The following is a 21,449-nucleotide window of genomic DNA, read 5'->3' on the forward strand; positions in this document are numbered from 1 at the left end:
TGATGTATAGCGATTTGATTTTTTCATAGTTCCAGTTTCTCAAGTTATTGAGTCTCTGGCAAACACGGGGCGATTCACTTCTCTAAAACCAAATTCAACAGAGTCAATTAATGAATCTGCAATAAGATCATTACCGCTCTCTTTTTCTCTGCCTATAAAATCAAATAATCTAATAATTTTATGAATAATCAATGGGGTAGTATCTGTCCTACCTGAAAAAATATCAACCAAAGCACGTTCCATGTAAATTAGTACAAGTGAATCTAGATCTTCTTTTGTTGTAGGTGGTAAGCCGCCTTTACCAACTTTTAAAATAATATCTTTGATTTGAAATTAAAAACATCGTTTACTGTTGGGCATTTAATGTGTGAGCGCAGTGAAGAAAATATAAAATTTATGCAGGACTTTAATAATACACTCTCAAAATTAATTCAAAGCGATGAATATAAAGCGCTTATATACCACTTTGCGGCTGACTTACCTGCTGAACAGTTTAATAAAATTTATCAGCATGCACTGTTAGATGAAGAGTGAGAACGCAAACACAACGTGGTTGTTTAACCGCTAGGGTAGGCACATTTATCATTGAAATAATAAGCCGATGATAAAAATAAAGCCGCCTTTGCAAGGTAGATTAGTATAACGCTGAATACTTGGCTCTGAAAATTCAAACAATGGCACTAACAAGTGCACCCGCGTCAGTAATACCGGCGTCTTTCATGGCTTGGCTAATCATTTGCACTAGCGCGACTACTTGAGATTGTGTTGATGAAACAATATTTGCCTGTGCTTCAATTTGTGCTTGTATGACCTCGTCTTCCGGATCGAATTGAGCTTGTAATTGAGTGAGTTGTTCTTTTTGTTCTTCAAGCTGCTGTTTGAGCTCTTTAAGTTGCTCTATCATTTTTGCGATATATTCAGGCATTTCTGAATTTGTTGCTTTTTCAGCGTTTTGCTCAGCCTCTTTTCCTGAGAGTTTATTGCGTTCTTTGTCTGATAATTGATAATCAGTGTTGTCCTGATTTTTTGTTGTGTCTTTTGTTTGTTGTGCAATATTTGTTTTTTCGGCTGTAATTTTAACGTCAAAGGCTGAGTGTTTATTTAGCTGTATCACGGTTTATTATCCATAATAGTATGTTTATTAATGTTGTTATCGGCCGCGATGCCAAAGTTTAAAGTGCTAAAGCAATAAAAAACGTTGCCTTTGAGCAACGTTTTTTAGGTTTATACTACGATTTTTTGTTTTCAACTTTACCGCTTGAATAAATAAAAAATAATGCAATGGCTAAACACACTAACGCCGCTAGTCGACTGGGTGACAATGCAATAGCCTCATTACCAAGCCAGCCAAAATTATCAATTAATACACTCATGGTTAGTTGACCAAAAATAACCGCGACGGTTGCCACCGCTGCGCCTATTTTTTGCACCGCAAGCACCATAATAACAATGTATGGTACGCCACACATGGCACCAAGTAGCTGCCATTTTGGTACATCCATTAAGGTTACAGCATGATTTGATTCAAAATAAAATATGAGCAGTGCGGTTACTAGTGCACCAACAGAAAAGGTTAAAAAAGCACTTTTAAAAACACCGACGTTACCGCCTAGTCGTCCGTTTAAGGCTGCTTGAATGCTTAATGTTGCGCCACCAATTACAGCTAGAAAAATCATAATAATAGTCATAGTGAGTTTATCCTTGTGCCATAAAAACCAGAGAGATAATAATAAACGCCAAAGCAATAATGCGTTTAACATCGATTTTGCGTTCAGTGGTGCCAAACAAACCGTAATGGTCAATAATTAAGCTTTTGAAAATTTGCCCTGCGAGTATGCCGATCATTGTCATGGCTATGCCGATGTTTGGCGTTGCAATTGTTAAAATAACCACGTAAACAGGGCCAAGCACACCACCTAATAATAAAGAAGGGGGCTGGCTAAAAAATGAAGGACTATTACGAGGGCTAAAAAACAGCATTAGCAAAAATGTTAAGGCGGCACCAACCGCAAATATACTAAATGTGGCCCACAGTTCACCCACTTCACAACCCAAAGGCCCTAATAACCCAGCTTCTACGGACAAACCCATACCGCCCATAAAGGTCAGTAATATTAATAGAAATTGCATTTATATCCTCCAAATAGTAATTAATACAATTTTAACCCAGCTAATAAGCCAGAAAAACGCTACAATCCAGAAATGACTTTTGCAGGAATTGCACAAATGAATGGCATAAATACAGTGAGCATTAAAACACTCGTTACGTTTATCGGTGTTTTTAATACCCATAGTTTTTCAGAGGTGGCTAGGCGAGAGGGGGTGTCTGCGTCAAATATTTCACGCACTATTCAACAATTAGAAGATGCACTAGGGCAGCAGCTTTTTTATCGAAATACCCGTGCTGTTGTGCCAACAGAAGCGGGTCGGTTGTTTTTAGATTATGCACAAACAATCACCGAGCAAATGAATGACGCGAGAAAAGAGCTGCAAGACAGAACGCTCGAACCAACCGGGTTAATTAGAATTAATGCGCCTGTATTTTTTGGCCAAAGGCACATTGCTCCTTGGTTGCCTGAGTTAAGTATTCGCTACCCAAACTTACAAATAGAGTTAACACTTACTGATGACTTTATTGACCCGCATCGAGATGCCACCGATGTTATATTTCGTATCGGTGCGTTAACCGACTCTTCGTTACATGCGCGCGTATTTGGTACTCAAGTGTATCATTTAGCAGCCTCACCAGCGTATTTGAAAAACAACCCTAAAATTACTAACCCATCTGCACTTAAAAATCATCAATGCTTAATTTACAAAGGTTCTTCAGGCGCGAATCGTTGGCTGTTTAAAGCTAAAAATGCATCATGGGCTCATTACTCTGTTGCACCATTACTTGCCTCAAATAACGCTGATACATTATTAACTTGTGCATTAAAAGGCATGGGTTTAGTGCTGTTTCCTGATTGGCTTATTGGTGAGCATTTAAAGGCGGGTACTTTAGTAAAGGTGTTACCTAATTATGATGCAGCAATTAAAACAGAGCCTCAGCAAATAGCGGCTATTTATCCACACACACGCTATGCCCCTTTAAATGTTAGGGCGCTTATTGATTACTTTGCTGATGTTTTCGGTGAACCGCTTTATTGGCAACGATAGCTTAATTGATTTGGTGCTTTAAAAACCAAAAAAGCGTTGCTCTTGAGCAACGCTTTTATTTTTATCTTGTTTAGCCTTTAGCCTTTAGCCTTTAGCCTTTAGCCTTTAGCCTTTAGCCTTTAGCCTTTAGCCTTTAGCCTTTAGCCTTTATTCAGCTGCTAAATAATCTAATACCACTTGGTGGTGATCTTTGGTTTTGAATTTATCAAACAAGTGTTTAATTTTACCGTCTTGGCCTACTAAGAAAGTGAGGCGGTGAATACCGTCATATTCTTTGCCCATAAACTTTTTATAGCCCCACACCCCAAATGCCTCAGCAATGGCATGATCTTCATCTGAGAGTAGGTCAAAGTTAAGCTCTTTTTTTGTTTCAAAGTTTTTAAGACGCTTAATCGGATCTGGGCTTATGCCAACAACATGGGTGTTAAATTTAGCAAGCTCGGCTTGTTGGTCACGCAGGTTTTCGGCTTGTACTGTACAGCCAGGCGTTGACGCCTTAGGATAAAAGTATACCAGTACTTGTTTTTCTTTTAATAACTCGCTGAGCACGACGGTTTCGTCATTTTGGTTTTGTAAGCTAAAAGCCGGTGCTGTGTCGCCACTTTGTAATGGGGTAATTTTGTTCATGCTAAACTCCTTAGCGAATACGTCGAAAGATGTAATCTACGTTTAAAACGTGCGAAAGGTTTTCAAAACTAATTTTAAATTGGTCAATATCAACGTCAACGGGAATATTAAATTCAAGTTCACAGCGCATTTTTAGCTCAGTTTCTTCTTCGTAGGTGTCTGACTTTAATGAGCAAATATTAATATTATTATCTGCAAAAAAACGCGTTACTTTACTTAATGTGCCAGGGGTGTCTATGCCGGTATATTCTAAGGTATAGCCTGCACAAAATTCGCTTTGATTATGGCTTGAAGTACGCTTCATCATAGTGAGCAGGCCAAGCTCCATACCTTTGGTCGGTAATGTATGCTCTATGCGGCTAATGGCTGACATATCACCGCTTAGTAGCATAATAAAGGTGAATTCGTTGCCTAAAATTGCAATACGGCTATCTATAATATTACAGTGGCAATCGCTTACGAGTTGCGTAAGTTCACTGACGATGCCCGATCTATCCTCGCCAATTGCGGTTAAAACAATTTGATGATTTGAAAATGCAGTCATGGGTTTTAAAGTACCTAAGTTACTTGGATGAAAACAACCGACTTGGCAACAAAAAAATAAACACGTAGCGTTGCACGGCGGCAAAGTTTAACACAAAACCCGCGTTAAACTATAGCGGCGGTTAATTTTAGGCGGTTAATAGTGCAGTGTTTCTTGTTTTTACAAGCTTGTGAAAGTACCATAGCAAAAATGTGTCTATTTGTAGCCTAGTCCGTTTGTTATCTCATAGGCTGAATGCAGTTAGGCAAGCAAATTATAAATGTAAAGTTAATATTGATTTTACACTGAACCAAATCGGTATTACCCACTCATATATTTGTTAAAACAATTAAGGGTATGCTAAGGAGAATTATCTGTGCAGTATTGGATCCCAAAAGCACTAGCAGTAAGTGTATTGGTAAGTTTGTCAGGGTGTAGTGTATTTACAAGTGATGCTCATAATGAGCGTAATTACCGCGCCCATGAGCCGGTTAAAGCGCCTGCATCGTTATCTCAACCCGCTCAAGATCCTGTTTATAAAATGGATGTTGGTCAATATGATAATAATCCGGAGGCAACAAACTATCGTCCGCCGGCGCAAGTTTTAACCATTGCTAAAGGCAGTTGGGTTGAGGAAGCAGATAAACAAGCGCGTATTTATTTTGATAAAAATGACGGCATTGAAGATTTAGATGTGTTCATTTGGGATTCGATTCAAGCCGTGCTTGCTGATAATAACATTAACGCAACACAGCAAGATAAAACGCAAGGAACACTCGTAACCGATTGGTACGCTATTGTAAAGCCTGAAGAAAGCTGGTTATGGGGCAATGATGAAAGCGTTGATTTAGAGCGTTTTAAATTTACCATTGAAGAAAAAGAACACCAACGCACAGCGTCTTTAACCGCTGAGCTTATTGATTTTAAAGGTGATAAGCCGCTAACTGATTTATTAAAACAACAGCTTGAAGTGCGTGCGCTTAACCAAGTAGTGAGCGAGTTTGATTACCGCTACCGTCAGCTTGAAGTTGATATGCGTAAGCGTCAAGGGATCATCTCGTTAGAACTCGGGTTTGATAACAAAGGCAATGCCGCACTTGTTACTGAGCAAACGTATGACACCGTATTCGATCGCTTTTCTGGATTTTTAGAGCGTTTGTCGTTCACAATTGTTGAAGTAAACCAAGAGACAGGTTTAATTACAGCAGATTATGCGAAAGTAGAAAGCAGTGTGTGGGATTCAATTTGGGGCGATGAACCAACAGAGCTTCCAATTGATGAAGGTCAATACCAAATTTTGGTTAGCAAAATCAAACAAGGTGGCACCAGTCTAACGTGGATGGATGACAAAGGCGAAACGCTTGAACCAGGTACAATGAATGGGTTACAACAAGCATTAGAAGCGGCGTTAATCAAGCGCGGTATTAAAATTTAATAAATATAAATACTTCCCACAAAAAGAGCACTTAGCTCTTTTTGTGGTTTTTACAGGTTGAAAATATGTCTCAGTTAGATTCATCACGCCCAGCACCGGTCCAAAAAAGTTATGATTTGAAAGTATGGTTGGTTTTTTTAATTCCTTCTTTAATCGGTGTTTTTTTGTTCATGACGCCAGTACCGTCTGGCGAAATAATGACGATCCCTATTGCGGTAATGGCAAAAGCAATTCAAGCTTTATTTAGTGAGATAGCGCTTGGGTTAATAGCGACAATTATTTGTATTACTGGCGTTATGTCGTTGATATTTAGTGTGTTTAAACCGAAAAGCTTAACCAAATTTCGCTTATTAAATCATTTGTTTAATGTGAGTTGGATTTGGTTAGTAACACGGTTATTTGGTATGGCGTTTGTGCTTTTAACTTATTTTCAAGTTGGACCGCATGCTATTACCTCAGAAAATACCGGTTTATTAGTATTAAAAGATTTACTACCGGTGTTGTTTTCGGTGTTTATTTTAGCGGGCTTGTTACTGCCGTTATTACTTAATTTTGGTTTACTTGAGCTGGCGGGTACCTTACTTACTAAAGTAATGCGTCCATTGTTTGGCGTACCAGGGCGCAGTGCAGTTAACTGTGTTGCTTCGTGGTTAGGTGATGGCAGCGTCGGTATTTTAATGACTGCACGCCAGTATGAAGATAAATACTACACTCAACGTGAAGCTGCGATTATTGGTACCACTTTCTCTGCTGTATCAATTACCTTTTGCTTGGTTGTTATTGGCCAAGTAAAGCTTGAATATTTATTTGCACCTTTTTACCTAACCGTGTGTTTAGCGGGTGTAGTGGCTGCGATAATTGTTCCGCGTTTACCGCCACTGCGTTTTAAAAAGGACGTGCTTATTGATGGTGAAGAGCCCGATGGAAACGCTGAATTGGTTCCTGAAGGCAAAACATTATTTAAGCATTCACTTGATGTTGCATTAACTAAAGCAGAAAAAGCACCAGGTTTAAAAGGCACAATTGAAGAGGGCTTACACAACGCATTTGATATGGTGTTTGCAGTATTACCTGTGGTAATGGCTGTGGGTACATTTGCTTTAATTATTGCTGAGTACACGCCAATATTTCAATATTTAGGTATGCCGTTTATTCCATTTTTAGAATTACTACAAATACCTGAAGCCGAAATGGCGGCGCAAACGATTATGGTGGGATTTGCAGATATGTTTATTCCGTCTATTTTAGCCGCAGGCTCAATTGAAAGCGATGTAACACGTTTTATTATTGCGGCAATGAGTGTAACGCAACTTATTTATATGTCTGAAGTGGGCGCACTTTTATTGGGTAGTAAAATACCGGTTAATATTTTTGAGTTATTTGTTATTTTTATTCTCAGAACTTTAGTAACCTTGCCAGTTATTGCCTTAATGGCACACTGGTTAGTTGGCTAGAACAATCATTTAAACGAAAAAAAGCCCTGATTATTCAGGGCTTTTTTGTTTCTTTGCTTTGCGAAGACGAGCTTGGTGCTGAGGGTTTAAACTCGCTTTTTGCACTTAAACGCAGCAGTACTAAATTGCCGATAACAATAGCCAGTACAATCACGATAACGAGTACGATTTGCCAAATTTGCATTGCGATGCTCTTATTTTTTATTAAGCGGTAATTATGACCACTTTAAATAAAAGCCGCAATCCTCTCTAGGACTGTAAATAAGCAATTAAAACCGTTGTGCCACCGATAACGTTAAAAAGTTAATGCCTGGGTTTGGCGATTTAAATCCGGCGTTTGAATAGTGAATAATTCGCAGCGCTACATTAGTTTCACCAAAATCTGCCACTAGGCCTATCCTATCTTCAAACTGATAGTGAGTACTTAGGTTTTTACCAGCAAAATAGCGCTCATCAAGTAATGAAAAACCAATGCCAGCCTCTACATAAAAGGGGGTGTTGTATACACTAAATGCTGGAAATTGCACCACCGGTGACACAGCCAAGACCACGTTGGATTGTGATTGTTGATCATGGCGGTATTGCCACACGTTAACGCTGCTTTCTAAATAAAAACGAGCATCGCCGACAAAGTTTTGCATTCCTTGAGGGTGATATTGATACGCAAGCTTTGCCCCTGTTACATTGCCTTCTCCTTTTAAAAAATCGACGGCATAACCATGGTTAGAGGATGCATAAGCGGCTTTGGTAGCCAATATAAACAGGGTAAAAACAAGAACAAAAAGTCTGTTGTATGAGGTTTTCATAACGGCCAACTAGGGTTTAAGTCAAAATATTAAAGGGATAATAAGGGCGGTGAATTGGTGTTTTCAATGAGGACAAAAAGCCGCTTGTATATGGCTTGTTAACTGATTTATTTAACCAATTGAATTTATTTAATTAATTCAATTGGTGCCAATTAGGCATTAATAAGTTGCTTATTTATGCCTTTTTTATTGCCTGTTATTTGCGTAAATTACGCTTAAATTAATTATTTAAACTATGCATTTTTTATGAAACTTATAAAGCTTTTAGTGGTTATTGCTGTTTTTTTCAGTAGCACTTTGTATGCACAAACGCAGCCATCACCTAAGCAGTTATTGCAAACTGTAGCAGAATCATTATTTAACGATATTGGACAGGTAAATGCGAAAGGCGATGCCAGCAAAGAAGCCATGTCGTTAATTGTTCAGCAGCGTTTAATGCCACATATTGATGTTAAGTTTGTGTCGTTTAAATTATTAGGTAAGCATATTAAAGGTATTAACCGCGAACAAGGTGTTGCGTTTATTAATGCTGTAGAGCATTACTTAACAGGAACATATGCCGGTGCGCTTATGAAGTACACAGGGCAGGATGTAATATTTGAGCAAGACTCTGCTGCAAGCGACTCTAAATTTGCTACGGTAAAAACGCAAATTATTGAACCGAATAAGCCAACCATTGATTTGCACTTTAAATTGCGTTTAGGTAACAACAACCAGTGGAAGGTATACGATATTGTTGCAGAGGGAATTTCGTTACTCAGTGCTAAGCAAAAAGAGATCATTCAACGTATTTCTGATGTGGGATTAGACCAAGTCACAGCAGAACTTCAGCAAAGTTAGTACTTTTGCAATTAACAGCTCCAACCTAAAAGCAGCTAATGGCAGATGTCGTTAGCTGCTTTTGTATTTTGGCCTATATTGCATGAGTTTACGCTAGCTTGGCTACCTAGCTGTGGTAGAATATAGGCTTCTTTGATTAAGCGTGGTGTCAGCTAAATACTGTTATAACTGACTACTCACCCGAGCTACACTGGAGTTGTGTTGTTTTAATGGAAAATGTACTAATTTGGCCAAAGGAATACCCGTTACTGGTCAAAGGGCTGGTTGAACAAAACGGTGCCTTCATTTTAGATGCTTTAGAAGCTTGGCCCGCCTGTCGCTCTACTGAAGAAGATAATGGTGTATGCACCACTGTTTTACCCCCAATTTATTATTTAACCTGGTTAACCCCCTTAGAGCCATTTGAAGAGTGTTATTTTCAGCATATTTCTGAATATGATGAAAACGCACAAGAGTATATTGCTGCACTGAAAGAGCATTATTTTGCCAATGATTACAGCATAGAAAATATTGTGCTAATGCTGTGTCAGCGACTTGAAAAGTATGCAAGTGTGTCGGCACAAAATAACATTGAAACGCCACTTTCTTTAATTAGCTTATTTTTTAGTAAACGCTTTTTTACTCTGATAGAGCATGCGCTAGAGCAAGGTGCAAAGCTCTCAGCTGAAGATACCTTATCTATTTGGAAAGAGGTCGATTTTAGAGAGCGTTTAAGTGCGCATATTCCCCAGTCGATTGCTGATATTGATCACTTAGCAGAGCTGACCAGCGAAAAAGTGGCTGCTGGCAAAGATTACTTTACTTTGTTAACTCAGGTGTCTCCTGATGTTGACTCTATTGTGTTGTTAGAAAATGCCTTACTTGCGCATTTAAACAAGAAAAAAGCTAAGCAAACCATGGCAATGCGCTTTATTGAGCAAGGCGCCACGGGCACCTTAACCGATGAAGATAATAAAACAGCATTTATGTGGGCGGCAGAAAAAGGCTACGTAAATGTAGTAGAAACACTCCTGCAGTACCAAGATAAAAAAGCGGTAGACGGCCAAGGTAATACGGCGCTGCATTACGCGGTGATAAGTAAAAACGAATCGTTAATGATTTTACTGCTCAAAGCAGGGTATGACTTTAGAGCGCGAAATAACGAGGGGTTAAGTTGTTACCGATTAGCGGTTAGTATAAAAGCCAGCAACTTAGTTAAGTGCCTTGAGCGTGACTTTGGTATTAAAGAGTTATCGCCAGAGGGACAGCTAGAGCGAATTAAAAAGGTACATGTGCTACATGCAGTTGTGGCTTTATTATTACCGCTACAGTTATTTTTCTTTTTTGATGAAAACATCACTATAAAAAGTGAGCTTACTCTTTTTATGACTATGACGGCGGTGGTGTGTTTTTTCTTTGCAACGAACTTAAAGCGCTGCTCATTGTACCCGCATGTAAAACACCCGTGGGGATTGTTTTTAATAAGAATGATGTCGGTTTTTAGTCTTGTTGCACAACTAGGTTTAGCCTGTATTGTGGGGCTGGCAGCTTTAAGCGAGTTAGTTTAAAAGTTAATGTTTTGCTACAAAAAAACGCGCTAATTAGCGCGTTTTTGCATTGTTGGGTATTTATTACGGGTTGTTTTTATCGTGCTCGTGTGCGGCTTTTTCTTCAGCGAGCTCATCTTTAAGCTTGCGAATTTTAAGCCCAAGTTCTTGCCCTCTATGGCGCGCATAATAAGTACAGCCAATAAACATAGATGAGGCAAATAATAACTCAAGCAATACCCATATAAGCTCATCTTGTGCGACCCACAGCAATGTAAAGCCATGGATAAAGTAAAACATAACAATAAAATTAGCCCACGCATAGGTGTAGGTTTTATCTTGTAATATGCCTTTTAATGGCAGTAATAGTGGCAATACATACACTAAGAAAAGAAAGGTGTTACTGTGGCCGTCTCTAGGGGCTAATACAAACATCCATAACGGCATTAAAATAAGCAGACCAATATAACCAAATAAGGCTAGGCGCTGAAATTTAGTGGTAATCGGTTTTTTAGCAGGCTCGCTTGCTTGAATCATTTAAGTTTACTCGCAACTTGAGTCAGGCGTTTTCCTACGCTTTGACATATTTTAATTTCATCCTTACTCAGGGTTGAGCTGTTATTGCTACCTGCAACGTGAGAGGCGCCATAAGGTGTTCCTCCTGTTTCGGTGCCGAGCAACTCAGGTACATCGTAAGGTACGCCCATCAACATCATCCCATGGTGTAACAAAGGCAATGACAAATTGAGTAGGGTTGCTTCATTGCCACCATGCATACTGCTTGATGATGAAAACACACAGGCAGGTTTATCAATAAGTTGGCCTTTGAGCCAAAGATCGCTGGTGGTTTCCCAAAACGTTTTTGCTTGTGAGGCCATCATGCCAAAGCGGGTCGGCGTACCAAATGCAAGCCCGTCGCAGGCAACTAAATCATCTTTACTGATCACAATGTCGTGCGTGCTTTTGGCCACAAAAGTACGCAGTAATGCGGTTGCGCCTTGTTGCTCTATTGACTCTGCAATCTCATGCGCCATAGCTTCAACTGAGCCATGGCTTGAGTGATACAGCACCACGATGGTTGTGCTCATTATAGGACGCTTAATACGTTTTCAGGCGGGCGACCTAGGGCGGCTTTATTGTTATTTTCTACAATAGGGCGCTCAATTAGTTTTGGGTGATTGACCATGGCATCAATAAGCACTGACTCGCTGTTTTCATCTTTTAAATTAAGCGTTTTGTACTGCTCTTCTTTGGTGCGCATCAAATCTCGTGCCGAATTAAACCCAAGTTGAGAAATTAAGGTACTAATTTGCTCATGAGAAAGAGGTGTTTTTAAGTATTCAACAACACTCGGTTCAATGTTTTTACTTTGTAATAGGTTAAGGGTTTCGCGTGATTTTGAACAACGCGGATTATGATAAATAGTGACTGACATAAAAATACATCCAAAGTATAAATTGTGGCTATTTTAGGTGAACTCACTAAAGACTTAAAGCCTCGCAAGCTCTTTTTGCAATAACCGATACTGTGTGAGTAACGCTTTTAAGCGCTGTTGCTTAACATTTTCACTTGGCTCTACAAAATTAAGCGCTTTTTGTATTTCGTCGGCCGCTTTTAAATACGCACCATACTGAGATAATACATCGGCATTGGCTTCATGGTAGGCCGCCAATTTTTCTTGTTTTTTGTAGGCGTCAGTTAAAAGCTGTTTGCCTAAACTGTGATCGGGTTTTTCCAGTAAAAACGACTTTAATATATTTTCAGCTAACTCATATTGCTCAGCCTCTAATGCCGCGTTGGCGTAATTTAAGGTGATCACTTGGTTATTTGGCCGATAATTATTTAACTCGCTTAAGTAACTAACAGCTTCTGCGGCTTTTTTTTGTGCAATGAGTAAATCTGTTTTGGTATCAATATAAAATAAGTTTTTAGGATCGTCTGCCAGTAACTCATCAAGAATAGGTTGTGCTTCATCCGTCTTTTTTTGATCAAGCAAACTAATAGCTAAACCGTATTGTAATGCTACGTTGTTATAGGTGTTTTCGCGCATTAACTTTCTAAATAAGGCTTCTGCGTTTTCGGGTTTGTTATCGTAACGCGCCAGAACTCGGCTTTTTGCTAAGTCAAAATCAAGGCTCGAGCTTACCTGGCGTTTAGGGTATTGCTCGGCACGAAGGCGAACATCTGACACACGACTTTCAGGAAGAGGGTGAGTGAGTAAAAACGCCGGTGGTTTATATTTATAACGAATTTGTGCGGCAAGTTTAGTTAAAAATTCACTTGATGCTCTGGCATCAAACCCTGCGTTGTTGAGGGTTTGCATGCCCATTCTGTCTGCTTCTTGCTCGGCAGAACGGCTATGTGTCAGCTGACTGAAAGCTGATTGTGTTTGGCTGGCTGAAATAATAGCCATACCGGCATCAGGGGCTACAACCGCGGCTAAAATACCAGCAATCATGCCGGCAATGGTAAGCCCGCTATTATCTTGTTGCTGCTGAATGCGCCTTGCTAAGTGGCGCTGTGTAACGTGTGCAATTTCATGGCCAAGAACCGATGCAAATTGACTCTCGTTATCGGCTTGGGCTATTAATCCGGTGTGTACACCAACATGGCCGCCATAAAATGCAAATGCATTGATTTCGGGATTATTTAACCAAAAGAATGAAAACCCAAAACGTACATCATTGGCGTTAGCAACTAACTTTCTACCTAAAGTTGTTAGGTATTCATCAAGCACCGGATCTTTAATCAAAGGCGATGAGCCTCTGATCTGCATCATCATCACTTCACCAATCGCTTTTTCTTTTTCAATTGGCAATGCTTGTAAGGCTGAAGTGCCTAAGTCGGGCAGTTGAAGATTGGTTTGTGCCTTTAACGGCTCACTTATCAGTAGGCTAAATGTAAGCGCTGCACTGCATAAAGTGATAAAGGCTGATTTTAGCTGCATTATATTCCTTGTTTATTTTTTATCAGGGGCACTAGCACTTGAAGGATCATCTGTGTATAAACGGCTGTCCTTTTCACATAGTTGATAAAACGCCTTTATTGTGACCCCATCAACCTTAACAATGTTCAATTGAGTTTGTAAAAAAGCAATAATTTTATGAACCACTTTGTGAGAATGTAATATAAGCGCTTTATCTGCCTCATCGCCTTGGTCTAAGTAAAAGCCAATGAATTTATGTAACTGATTAATGCGAATAACGGTTTTCATCGTCAATGGATCCCATAACCTAAACTCCATTGTCTCATCATGTCGTGCGTACCTATCGATGGCGGTATCATTAGAAAAAGGGAAGGCTTGTAATTCAAAACCACGCTCGGTAAACACTTGATGCAGTGAAATTCGTGGCTTGTTATTGCTTTCTTTTTCATAAAGTTCGTTGGGGTCTATTCCCAGCGCTTCTAAATTCCAATTGCGTTTGTCGATAATACGCTTAATGGCATTATCAAATCCGTGATCTAAAATACTTTCACATTCACTCACCGATGAAGCCACTAAATGATAAAAATGCGGCAGCTCCCCCCAATTAATTTGCTTTTTAAACCAATTAATTTCTTTGAGAGTTGGATTGCTAGGCAATTGCGCTTTATTATGCGAATTAGGCATTAACGTATCCTGATAGCTAACGATGTTATAAGGATAAACCATTGCAGAGGTTGTTTTAAGAAAAAGTTAAATTTAACTGCGGTTAATCTCAATTGGCCCTGTTATAGGACTTATTATTAATGTGAATAGGTAGCGAAACGAGTATGCTAGAGCTAAATTTACGCACTTATAAATGCCCACAGCAATTTATTCAGTTTAAATTAGGGCTGCGTGATGCAATATCGTTAAAACAAGCAATTACCTTTAATATCTCACAAGAACAAAACACTGATGATATTGAACGATATTTGCAAAAAAAAGCGTATTATTACAAGTTAAATAAACAACAGGGGTTGTTATTAGTGGAGCCGTTACGTGTTTGAATATGTAAAAGCATGGTATGAAAAAAAGTTTTCTGATCCTGATTCAGTCACTTTACTTTTTTTATTGTTGGCACTGGTTGCCATGTTGTATTTTTTTGGCCCATTAATTGTGCCTGTGTTAGTGGCACTGATCATAGCTTATTTATTAGATTGGCCTGTGGTTCACTTAGAACGGTTTGGCCTTAAGCGTTTTACTGCCACCAGCATAGTAATGCTGATATTTATTGGCATTATGCTCACTTTAATATTGGTTATAGGCCCTGTGCTTTGGCAGCAAAGCAGTAACTTAGTCCAAGAAACACCGCATATGGTCGAACAAGGTAAATCGTTTTTACTCGATCTGCCTGATAAATACCCCAGCCTTATTAGCGCAGAGCAAGTACAATCGATTGTAGTAACCGTTGAAACCAAAGTTCTCGACTTTGGCCAAGTGGTATTGTCTGCGTCGCTTAATTCATTAAAAGACGCTGTAGCATGGTTAATTTACCTTATTTTGGTACCGCTACTGGTGTTTTTTATGCTCAAAGATAAAGTAGAGCTCAGTGCCAGCATTGCTAAAATGATCCCACGCCAACGCCGCTTAATTTTACAAGTGTGGCATGAAATGAATCAGCAAATAATGAATTATATTCGTGGCAAAGTATTTGAAATTTTAATTGTTGGTTCTGTGTCGTTTATTGCTTTTACCATACTGGACTTACGGTACGCCGCGCTTTTAGGCGTTCTCGTAGGCTTTTCGGTGCTTATTCCGTTTGTGGGCGCAGCGTTAGTAACTATACCAGTGGCCGCAGTAGCGCTGTTTCAATTTGGTTTAGAAACTCAATTTTGGACCGTTTTAATTATATACGGCATTATTCAAGCGCTCGATGGCAACGTATTGGTGCCTTTATTGTTCTCTGAAGCGGTTGATTTAAATCCGGTATTTATTATTGTTGCGGTGCTATTTTTTGGTGGGCTATGGGGTTTTTGGGGAGTGTTTTTTGCCATTCCATTAGCATCATTAGTCAAAGCACTTATTAATGCCTGGTCATCCAAACACGAAGAACTCGCGCAAGAGCTCGGTAACTAAAAGGTATAGTAAACGCACTTTAATTACTAAAGATTATTACTCATTCCTGTCAAAACTATGTACTATTGGGAATAAGATATATTTTTTAGTAATAAGGTGCGTTTTTAATGTCAGAGTTTTTATTGCCAGATGAACCCAAAGCTCAAGTTTATCTCGATGCAAATGCGACCACACCTGTATTACCATGTATTGCAGAGGTGGTGTGCCATGCTATGCAAATTTGTTTTGGTAATCCCTCAAGTCCTCATATAACCGGCATTCAAGCCAAGCACTTATTAGAACAAACTAGGCAAAAAGCCCGTACCGTCATTGGCGCGCAGCAAGGTGATATTTTATTCACCTCCGGTGCCACTGAGGGGATTCAAACCGCCATCGTATCGACGCTCATTAATGCAAAACACCATACAAAGCCAAACCCCGTTTTATTGTATGGGGCAACTGAGCATAAAGCGGTGCCTAATACGCTAAAGCATTGGAATACAGTGCTTGAGATTAACGCTGACATTATTGCAATTCCGGTTAATCGTGATGGTATTTTAGATTTAGACTTTATTGCTCAGCATATTGATAACGCTTTGATGATTTGCACGATGGCCGTTAATAATGAAACCGGTGTTTACCAAGATCTAAGCGCCATAGAAAAGGTGATTCGTAGTCGTAATAGCCAAGTCACTTGGATGGTTGATTGTGTACAAGCGCTTGGCAAACAACAGCTCAACCTAAGTGAAACAACGATTGATTATGCGCCTTTTTCAGGGCATAAACTTTATGCACCTAAAGGCATAGGTTTATTGTATATTCGTCAAGGCAGCCCATACACGCCTTTTATAGCCGGTGGCGGCCAAGAAAGTGGCATGCGCTCTGGTACAGAAAACCTGCCTGGTATAGCTGGGCTCAATAAGCTGTTTAGTTTGCTGCTAGATAAACAAGACGAGACTTTTAAATCAATAAATGTACTTAACTTGTATCGAGATAAACTGCATAGCGCCTTAGTTGATACTTTTGGAAGTATTACCTTTAATCATGACTTTGCCTGCTCTGTGCCCACAACGCTTAATTTTGCGGTTAACGATTTAACCAGTAAAGAAGTTATTGATTTATTTGACGCTGCAGGTATTAGGGTCAGCGGTGGTTCTGCATGCAGCACAGGAGCTACGCAGAGCTTTGTGCTTGATGCGATGGGAGCCTCACAATGGCAAAGTGAAAACGCTATTCGTTTGTCATTTGGCCCTGCTGCTACGATGGCGCAAATAGATGATGCATGTGAACAAATTAGAGCGCTTAAAACGGTATTACAAGCTAACTGTTTAGTGATTTCTGATAGCAGTTTTCCTGTGCAAGAAGTATGTGCTTTAGGGCTTACCCAATTTAGACACCAAGGTGCATGTAGTTGGTTGTATGTAACAGATGATCAACATGCATTTATTATCGATCCGATTATTGAACTGATCCCTCGCTTTGAAAAAATAGTAACTACGCAAAATTTAACTATTACCGCTATTTTAAACACGCACGAGCATCAAGAACGTCACTGCGCACTTGATTTAATGCGCAGCGCACTTAAAGAAAACCTAGTCGCTGGAGAGGTTGATAAATTAGGCTGGCCAACTAATAGCGACACATTGCAATTAACCACTCACGTACTCGAAAAGCTAGCCACACCAGGGCATAGCCAAGATAGCGTGAGTTATTTATTAAAAGCGAATAATGGAGATGTTCAGTACTGTTTTTGCGGTGATTTAATTTTACCTGCAGGGCTTGGAAATACCTCGCTTGATGGCGGAGATGCGATGCAAATGGCGCATTCCTTGACGATGTTAGCAGCAGAGCTGAATCCGCAAAGTGTGGTGTGTTCAGGGCATGATTACCAACAGTGCTTTGCAATGAACTGGGCTGTTCAACAGCAGCAAACGCCATTATTACAAGCCTTACTTAAAGGTGATATTAATGACGCTGAATTTGCCGCACAAAAACAGCAAGCAGATTTACAACAGCACACACAAGCCAATACGCTCTGTGGTTATGTTAATGCCAAGCCTGCTGTAGAAACTTCGCAATTAAGTTTTAACCAAGCAAAAGAAATACTGGTAAAGGGCAATGCGTATTTAATTGATACCCGAGAACCTTATGAACATGGCGCTAATAATTTAAGCGTATTGCTAAACGTACCCATGACGAAAACCTTAAATATTCCTTTAAGTCGAATGGCTCATGCACTTACGCAAGGCCAATTGGACAAAAACAACCAGTATATTTTGGTGTGTCGCAGTGGTAACCGTTCAAAAATTGCGGCAGCAAATTTGACTGAGCTTGGTTACAGCAGTGTTTATAACTTATCGGGTGGTTTAGCGTTAACCGGTTAATTGTTTTTTAGAGGAAAGGCCGACATTTGTCGGCCTTTTTTTTGCTCGCTTTAATTTGGAACAGTTAGAAATTAATAAAATCTTCATTAAAGAGAGAGGCTGATCAGTTGTTAAATTCAATTTTTAATTTTATGATACCGGTGTCAAAAGCAAAAAATTGCGCTATTATCTGCATCAAAGCTTATAAAAATAACGCAAATTAGACTTTTTAAGCTATAATATTGGGCTTTGCTTTTTACAAAATTCGGTTATTTTGCGTCGTAAAAAATTAAATAAAGCGCTTTAAATCAATAGATTAATAAATTAGGGGATGTTTACATGGCGAGCCGTTCTGAGTTAGTAAGTTGGCAAGCACTAGAAAATAGTGCACAAAAGATGGCACAAACACATCTGAAAACTTTATTTGCACAAGACGATTCTCGTTTTTCTCAATTTTCTACTCACATTCCCGGTGTATTGTTTGATTATTCAAAACAACGTATTGATGAGAAAGTTTTCGCTCAATTAATCTCATTAGCTAAAGAGTGTGATATAGAAGCGTGGCGTGAAAAAATGTTTGCCGGTGAGAAAATAAATATCACCGAAGACCGTGCCGTATTGCATACCGCACTTAGAAATCGCGCCCATACACCGCTTATTGTTGACGGTGAAAATATTACTGAGGCGGTCGATAGCGAACTTGCTAAAATTAAAACCTTTGTTGAAAAAGTACGCAGCGGGCAGTGGTTAGGTTACACCGGTAAAGCGGTGAAAGATGTAGTGAGTATTGGTGTAGGGGGGTCAAACCTAGGCCCTCAAACGGCAACTGAAGCACTTAAAGCAGTGGTTGATAAGCCGTTAAACGTTCATTATGTTTCTAATGCTGATGGCGTACAAATCGCGTCGGTATTGAATAAAGTTGACCCTGAAACAACGTTATTTGTTATTTCGTCAAAAACCTTTACTACCTCAGAAACCATGACCAACTCAAAAACAGCGGTTGATTGGTTTTTAAATAGCGCCAAAGATAAAAGCGCCATAGCAAAGCATTTTGTGGCAGTAAGCACCAATTTAGAAAAAACCGCGGCATTTGGTATTAGTGACGAAAACGTATTTACCATGTGGGATTGGGTTGGCGGTCGTTTTTCACTTTGGAGTGCGATTGGTTTACCTATTGCACTTTATGCCGGCTTTGAAGCATTTGAAGCTATTTTAGAAGGGGCGTTTGAAGTTGACGAGCACTTTAAGTCGGCACCGCTTGAGCAGAATATTCCTTTAATTATGGCGCTGTTGAGTGTATGGAATACCAGCTTTTTAGGGTTTGATTCGCAAGCTATTTTACCTTACGACCAAGCATTGCATATGTTGCCTGCGTATTTACAACAGGGTGAAATGGAAAGTAACGGTAAGCACGTCACTTTTGATGGGCAAACAGTACCTTACACTACCGTGCCTATTATTTGGGGCATGACGGGAATAAATGGCCAGCATGCGTTTTATCAATGTTTGCACCAAGGCAATGTAATTGTCCCTGCGGACTTTATTGGCTCTGTAAAACCACAGGTTAACGTTGATAAGCATCACAATATTTTATTATCGAACTTTTTTGCACAAACCGAAGCATTAATGAACGGGGTAGATGCGCAGCAGATAACCGCTGATTTAGCAGCCAAAGGCAAAACGCCTGCGCAAATTGAAATGCTACTAAAGCATAAAATTCATCAAGGAAACCGCCCAACAACGTCTATATTATTAGACACGGTTGATGCAAAAGCGGTGGGTCGTTTAATTGCACTGTATGAACATAAGATTTTTTGCCACGGTATTCTTTTACAAATATGTTCGTTTGATCAGTGGGGCGTTGAGCTTGGTAAAGGTTTAGCCTCTAAAATTGAAGCTGAATTAACCGACGATAACGTGGTTAATGAGCACGACAGCTCAACACAGGGCTTGATGGCGTACTACAAACAACACCGTACGCAGTAACACATTCACTTATTACACAATAAGTAACCAAATACCTTTGAACGGGTAGCGCTGGAGTCCTAGGGCCTGTATTTTTGTGAGAGGAATTACAGTGTCCCTAGACCCATTTTTTATGGCGCATATAACGAACAACATTAGTAGGCTTTGTGCTAAGGCCTGCATATCCAGATAATAAACCGCTATAACTGATTACCAATACGGTAGTGGCAGGTAGCATAAACGTAGAGAGTAACTATGCTTAATCCTTTTGATATTATAATTTTTGGGGGCGGTGGTGATCTTGCGTTACGCAAATTACTTCCTGCAATGTATCGAGCATATCAAGAAGGTAACTTACCGCAAGGCTCACGTATTTTGCCTACCGTGCGCGAACAAAGTAAATGTGATGAATACATTGATACCGCACACAAAGCATTACAAGAATTTTTAAGCGAAGGCGAGTATAACGCTAAGGATTGGAAATCGTTCTCAGCGTTTTTAGTGCCTGTAGTGAGTAATGTTACCGAAGCGGATGATAACTGGGATGTACTGAAAAAGATTCTTGATGAAGACGACAGCGATAAATCTCGTGTGTTTTACTTATCTCTTCCGCCAGCTGTGTATGGCACTTGTTGTGAAATTCTATCCACTAAAAAATTAATAACAGCCAATTCACGTGTTGTTGTAGAAAAACCAATTGGCTATTGTGGCGAGTCTGCAGAAGTTATTAATGCGAAAATTGCACAGTACTTCGACGAAGATCAAATCTTCCGTATTGACCACTACCTAGGTAAAGAAACCGTTCAAAACTTAATGGCATTGCGTTTTTCAAATTCATTATTTGAAAACATGTGGGATGCTAAATCGATTGATAACATCCAAATTAGCTTATCAGAAACGGTAGGGCTTGAGAGCCGCGCTGGTTTTTATGATAAAGCCGGTGCCTTGCGTGACATGGTGCAAAACCACTTGTTACAGCTACTTTGCTTAGTCGCAATGGAGTCACCGCATAAACTTAAAGCCAATAGTATTCGCAATGAAAAGTTAAAAGTATTAGAAGCATTACGCCCATTAGAGGGCAGCGATGTTGATGACAATATTATTCGTGGGCAATACGTACCGGGTGATTTAAACGGTAAAATAGTCCCAGGTTACCTAGAAGAGCTAAACGAAGGGGCAAGTAAAACTGAAACCTTCGTGGCTATTCGTGCGCACATTGATAATTGGCGTTGGGCCGGTGTGCCTTTTTACCTGCGTACCGGTAAACGTATGGCAAAGCGCTGCGCTGAAATTGTGGTTGAATATAAAAAAGTATCTCATAACGTGTATGAGGACAGCGTAGGTAATATCGAGCCAAACCGTTTGGTGATCCGTTTACAACCACAAGAAAGCATTCAATTAACGCTGATGTCGAAGCGTTTAGATAATTTAGACATGCAACTTGAACCTGTAACGATGAATATTGAGCTGTCGCAAGCATATAGTAATGGCTTTCACTCAGATGCTTACAAACGTTTAATGCTTGATGCTGCAGCGAATAATCCATCATTATTTATTCATCGTGATGAAGTACGCCAAGCATGGAAGTGGATTGATCCAATAATTGAACGTTGGCAAGAGAAAGGTAAACCAGCACTGTATAGAGCCGGTAGTTGGGGCCCTGAAGATGCAGATGAATTATTAGCAGAGAATAATCATGTTTGGTTTAATACTGGCGATAAGGCATAAGTG

General features: G+C 39.7%; 24 protein-coding genes. 11 read left to right on the forward strand and 13 right to left on the reverse strand.

Going from position 1 to position 21,449, the window contains the following annotated elements; genetic code table 11:
* Positions 1–39 precede the first annotated feature (39 nt).
* Entirely contained in the window at positions 40–243 is a 204-nt protein-coding gene (locus AAEY57_RS11245) for a hypothetical protein (protein ID WP_350607874.1), read from the reverse strand.
* A gap of 84 nt (positions 244–327) precedes the next feature.
* On the opposite strand from AAEY57_RS11245, the gene AAEY57_RS11250 reads away from it, so the two are divergent.
* Positions 328–534 (forward strand): hypothetical protein, encoded by a 207-nt coding sequence (locus tag AAEY57_RS11250; RefSeq protein WP_350607875.1) that lies wholly within the window; start codon positions 328–330, stop codon positions 532–534.
* Between the two features lie 133 nt (positions 535–667).
* Here AAEY57_RS11250 and AAEY57_RS11255 read toward each other — a convergent pair whose 3' ends face one another.
* The 3 genes from AAEY57_RS11255 to AAEY57_RS11265 form a co-directional block, all read right to left on the reverse strand.
* Positions 668–1,114 carry a hypothetical protein gene (locus tag AAEY57_RS11255; protein WP_010388464.1) on the reverse strand — a complete coding sequence of 149 codons (447 nt, stop codon included), beginning with the start codon at positions 1,112–1,114 and terminating at the stop codon, positions 668–670.
* Positions 1,115–1,229: 115 nt separating this feature from the next.
* Complete coding sequence (locus tag AAEY57_RS11260) at positions 1,230–1,688, reverse strand: DMT family transporter (protein WP_350607876.1); 459 nt, start codon at positions 1,686–1,688, stop codon at positions 1,230–1,232.
* Between the two features lie 7 nt (positions 1,689–1,695).
* Positions 1,696–2,130, reverse strand: coding sequence for a DMT family transporter (locus AAEY57_RS11265; RefSeq protein WP_350607877.1), 435 nt, complete (start codon positions 2,128–2,130; stop codon positions 1,696–1,698).
* A 96-nt stretch (positions 2,131–2,226) separates the two neighbouring features.
* On the opposite strand from AAEY57_RS11265, the gene AAEY57_RS11270 reads away from it, so the two are divergent.
* The gene (locus AAEY57_RS11270) at positions 2,227–3,159 is read left to right on the forward strand and encodes a LysR family transcriptional regulator (protein WP_350607878.1); all 933 of its coding nucleotides are present in this window, start codon (positions 2,227–2,229) and stop codon (positions 3,157–3,159) included.
* Between the two features lie 147 nt (positions 3,160–3,306).
* Here the strand turns inward: AAEY57_RS11270 and bcp are convergent, their stop codons facing one another.
* Together bcp and AAEY57_RS11280 are read right to left on the reverse strand one after the other, a co-directional pair.
* Positions 3,307–3,786, reverse strand: a complete 480-nt coding sequence (bcp, locus tag AAEY57_RS11275) for a thioredoxin-dependent thiol peroxidase (protein WP_024601114.1) — start codon at positions 3,784–3,786, stop codon at positions 3,307–3,309.
* A 10-nt stretch (positions 3,787–3,796) separates the two neighbouring features.
* The gene (locus tag AAEY57_RS11280; protein ID WP_013465263.1) at positions 3,797–4,330 is read right to left on the reverse strand and encodes a glycine cleavage system transcriptional repressor; all 534 of its coding nucleotides are present in this window, start codon (positions 4,328–4,330) and stop codon (positions 3,797–3,799) included.
* Between the two features lie 355 nt (positions 4,331–4,685).
* Here AAEY57_RS11280 and bamC point away from each other — a divergent pair, with 355 nt between their 5' ends.
* Entirely contained in the window at positions 4,686–5,744 is a 1,059-nt protein-coding gene (bamC, locus tag AAEY57_RS11285; RefSeq protein ID WP_024601115.1) for an NlpB/DapX family lipoprotein, read from the forward strand.
* A 65-nt stretch (positions 5,745–5,809) separates the two neighbouring features.
* On the forward strand, positions 5,810–7,198 hold the full coding sequence (locus AAEY57_RS11290) for a YjiH family protein (RefSeq protein WP_350607879.1): 1,389 nt from the start codon (positions 5,810–5,812) through the stop codon (positions 7,196–7,198).
* A 34-nt stretch (positions 7,199–7,232) separates the two neighbouring features.
* On the opposite strand, the gene AAEY57_RS11295 is transcribed toward AAEY57_RS11290, so the two are convergent.
* Positions 7,233–7,382 (reverse strand): DUF2897 family protein, encoded by a 150-nt coding sequence (locus AAEY57_RS11295; RefSeq protein ID WP_350607880.1) that lies wholly within the window; start codon positions 7,380–7,382, stop codon positions 7,233–7,235.
* An 85-nt stretch (positions 7,383–7,467) separates the two neighbouring features.
* A complete protein-coding gene (locus AAEY57_RS11300) occupies positions 7,468–8,004 on the reverse strand; it encodes an acyloxyacyl hydrolase (protein ID WP_350607881.1) in 537 nt (178 codons plus the stop codon).
* A 246-nt stretch (positions 8,005–8,250) separates the two neighbouring features.
* On the opposite strand from AAEY57_RS11300, the gene AAEY57_RS11305 reads away from it, so the two are divergent.
* Entirely contained in the window at positions 8,251–8,844 is a 594-nt protein-coding gene (locus tag AAEY57_RS11305; protein WP_350607882.1) for an MlaC/ttg2D family ABC transporter substrate-binding protein, read from the forward strand.
* 209 nt (positions 8,845–9,053) lie between these two features.
* Positions 9,054–10,391 carry an ankyrin repeat domain-containing protein gene (locus AAEY57_RS11310; RefSeq protein WP_058154883.1) on the forward strand — a complete coding sequence of 446 codons (1,338 nt, stop codon included), beginning with the start codon at positions 9,054–9,056 and terminating at the stop codon, positions 10,389–10,391.
* A gap of 63 nt (positions 10,392–10,454) precedes the next feature.
* Here the strand turns inward: AAEY57_RS11310 and AAEY57_RS11315 are convergent, their stop codons facing one another.
* The 5 genes from AAEY57_RS11315 to AAEY57_RS11335 are packed head-to-tail and all read right to left on the reverse strand — an operon-like array spanning position 10,455 to position 13,980.
* Positions 10,455–10,907, reverse strand: coding sequence for a DUF2069 domain-containing protein (locus tag AAEY57_RS11315; protein ID WP_350607883.1), 453 nt, complete (start codon positions 10,905–10,907; stop codon positions 10,455–10,457).
* The gene (gene wrbA, locus AAEY57_RS11320; protein WP_024601121.1) at positions 10,904–11,458 is read right to left on the reverse strand and encodes an NAD(P)H:quinone oxidoreductase; all 555 of its coding nucleotides are present in this window, start codon (positions 11,456–11,458) and stop codon (positions 10,904–10,906) included. The genes AAEY57_RS11315 and wrbA overlap by 4 nt, the downstream gene beginning before the upstream one ends.
* Positions 11,458–11,805: an arsenate reductase (glutaredoxin) gene (gene arsC, locus AAEY57_RS11325; protein ID WP_350607884.1), complete on the reverse strand. Its 348-nt coding sequence runs from the start codon at positions 11,803–11,805 to the stop codon at positions 11,458–11,460. Before arsC ends, wrbA begins: the two co-directional genes overlap by 1 nt.
* Positions 11,806–11,859: 54 nt before the next feature.
* Complete coding sequence (bepA, locus tag AAEY57_RS11330; protein WP_350607885.1) at positions 11,860–13,317, reverse strand: beta-barrel assembly-enhancing protease; 1,458 nt, start codon at positions 13,315–13,317, stop codon at positions 11,860–11,862.
* 12 nt (positions 13,318–13,329) lie between these two features.
* Entirely contained in the window at positions 13,330–13,980 is a 651-nt protein-coding gene (locus tag AAEY57_RS11335) for a hypothetical protein (RefSeq protein WP_013465252.1), read from the reverse strand.
* Between the two features lie 143 nt (positions 13,981–14,123).
* Here AAEY57_RS11335 and AAEY57_RS11340 point away from each other — a divergent pair, with 143 nt between their 5' ends.
* The 5 genes from AAEY57_RS11340 (at position 14,124) to zwf (ending at position 21,446) form a co-directional block, all read left to right on the forward strand.
* Positions 14,124–14,342, forward strand: a complete 219-nt coding sequence (locus AAEY57_RS11340; RefSeq protein WP_033104406.1) for a hypothetical protein — start codon at positions 14,124–14,126, stop codon at positions 14,340–14,342.
* Entirely contained in the window at positions 14,335–15,411 is a 1,077-nt protein-coding gene (locus AAEY57_RS11345; RefSeq protein ID WP_016900418.1) for an AI-2E family transporter, read from the forward strand. Before AAEY57_RS11340 ends, AAEY57_RS11345 begins: the two co-directional genes overlap by 8 nt.
* A gap of 107 nt (positions 15,412–15,518) precedes the next feature.
* The gene (locus AAEY57_RS11350) at positions 15,519–17,774 is read left to right on the forward strand and encodes an aminotransferase class V-fold PLP-dependent enzyme (RefSeq protein ID WP_350607886.1); all 2,256 of its coding nucleotides are present in this window, start codon (positions 15,519–15,521) and stop codon (positions 17,772–17,774) included.
* 318 nt (positions 17,775–18,092) lie between these two features.
* Positions 18,093–19,739 carry a glucose-6-phosphate isomerase gene (gene pgi, locus AAEY57_RS11355; protein WP_028835030.1) on the forward strand — a complete coding sequence of 549 codons (1,647 nt, stop codon included), beginning with the start codon at positions 18,093–18,095 and terminating at the stop codon, positions 19,737–19,739.
* A 234-nt stretch (positions 19,740–19,973) separates the two neighbouring features.
* Positions 19,974–21,446, forward strand: a complete 1,473-nt coding sequence (gene zwf / locus AAEY57_RS11360; protein ID WP_013465247.1) for a glucose-6-phosphate dehydrogenase — start codon at positions 19,974–19,976, stop codon at positions 21,444–21,446.
* Positions 21,447–21,449 lie beyond the last annotated feature (3 nt).

Origin of the sequence: Pseudoalteromonas sp. MER144-MNA-CIBAN-0113 (assembly GCF_040308965.1) — a bacterium.
Lineage (GTDB): Bacteria > Pseudomonadota > Gammaproteobacteria > Enterobacterales > Alteromonadaceae > Pseudoalteromonas > Pseudoalteromonas tetraodonis.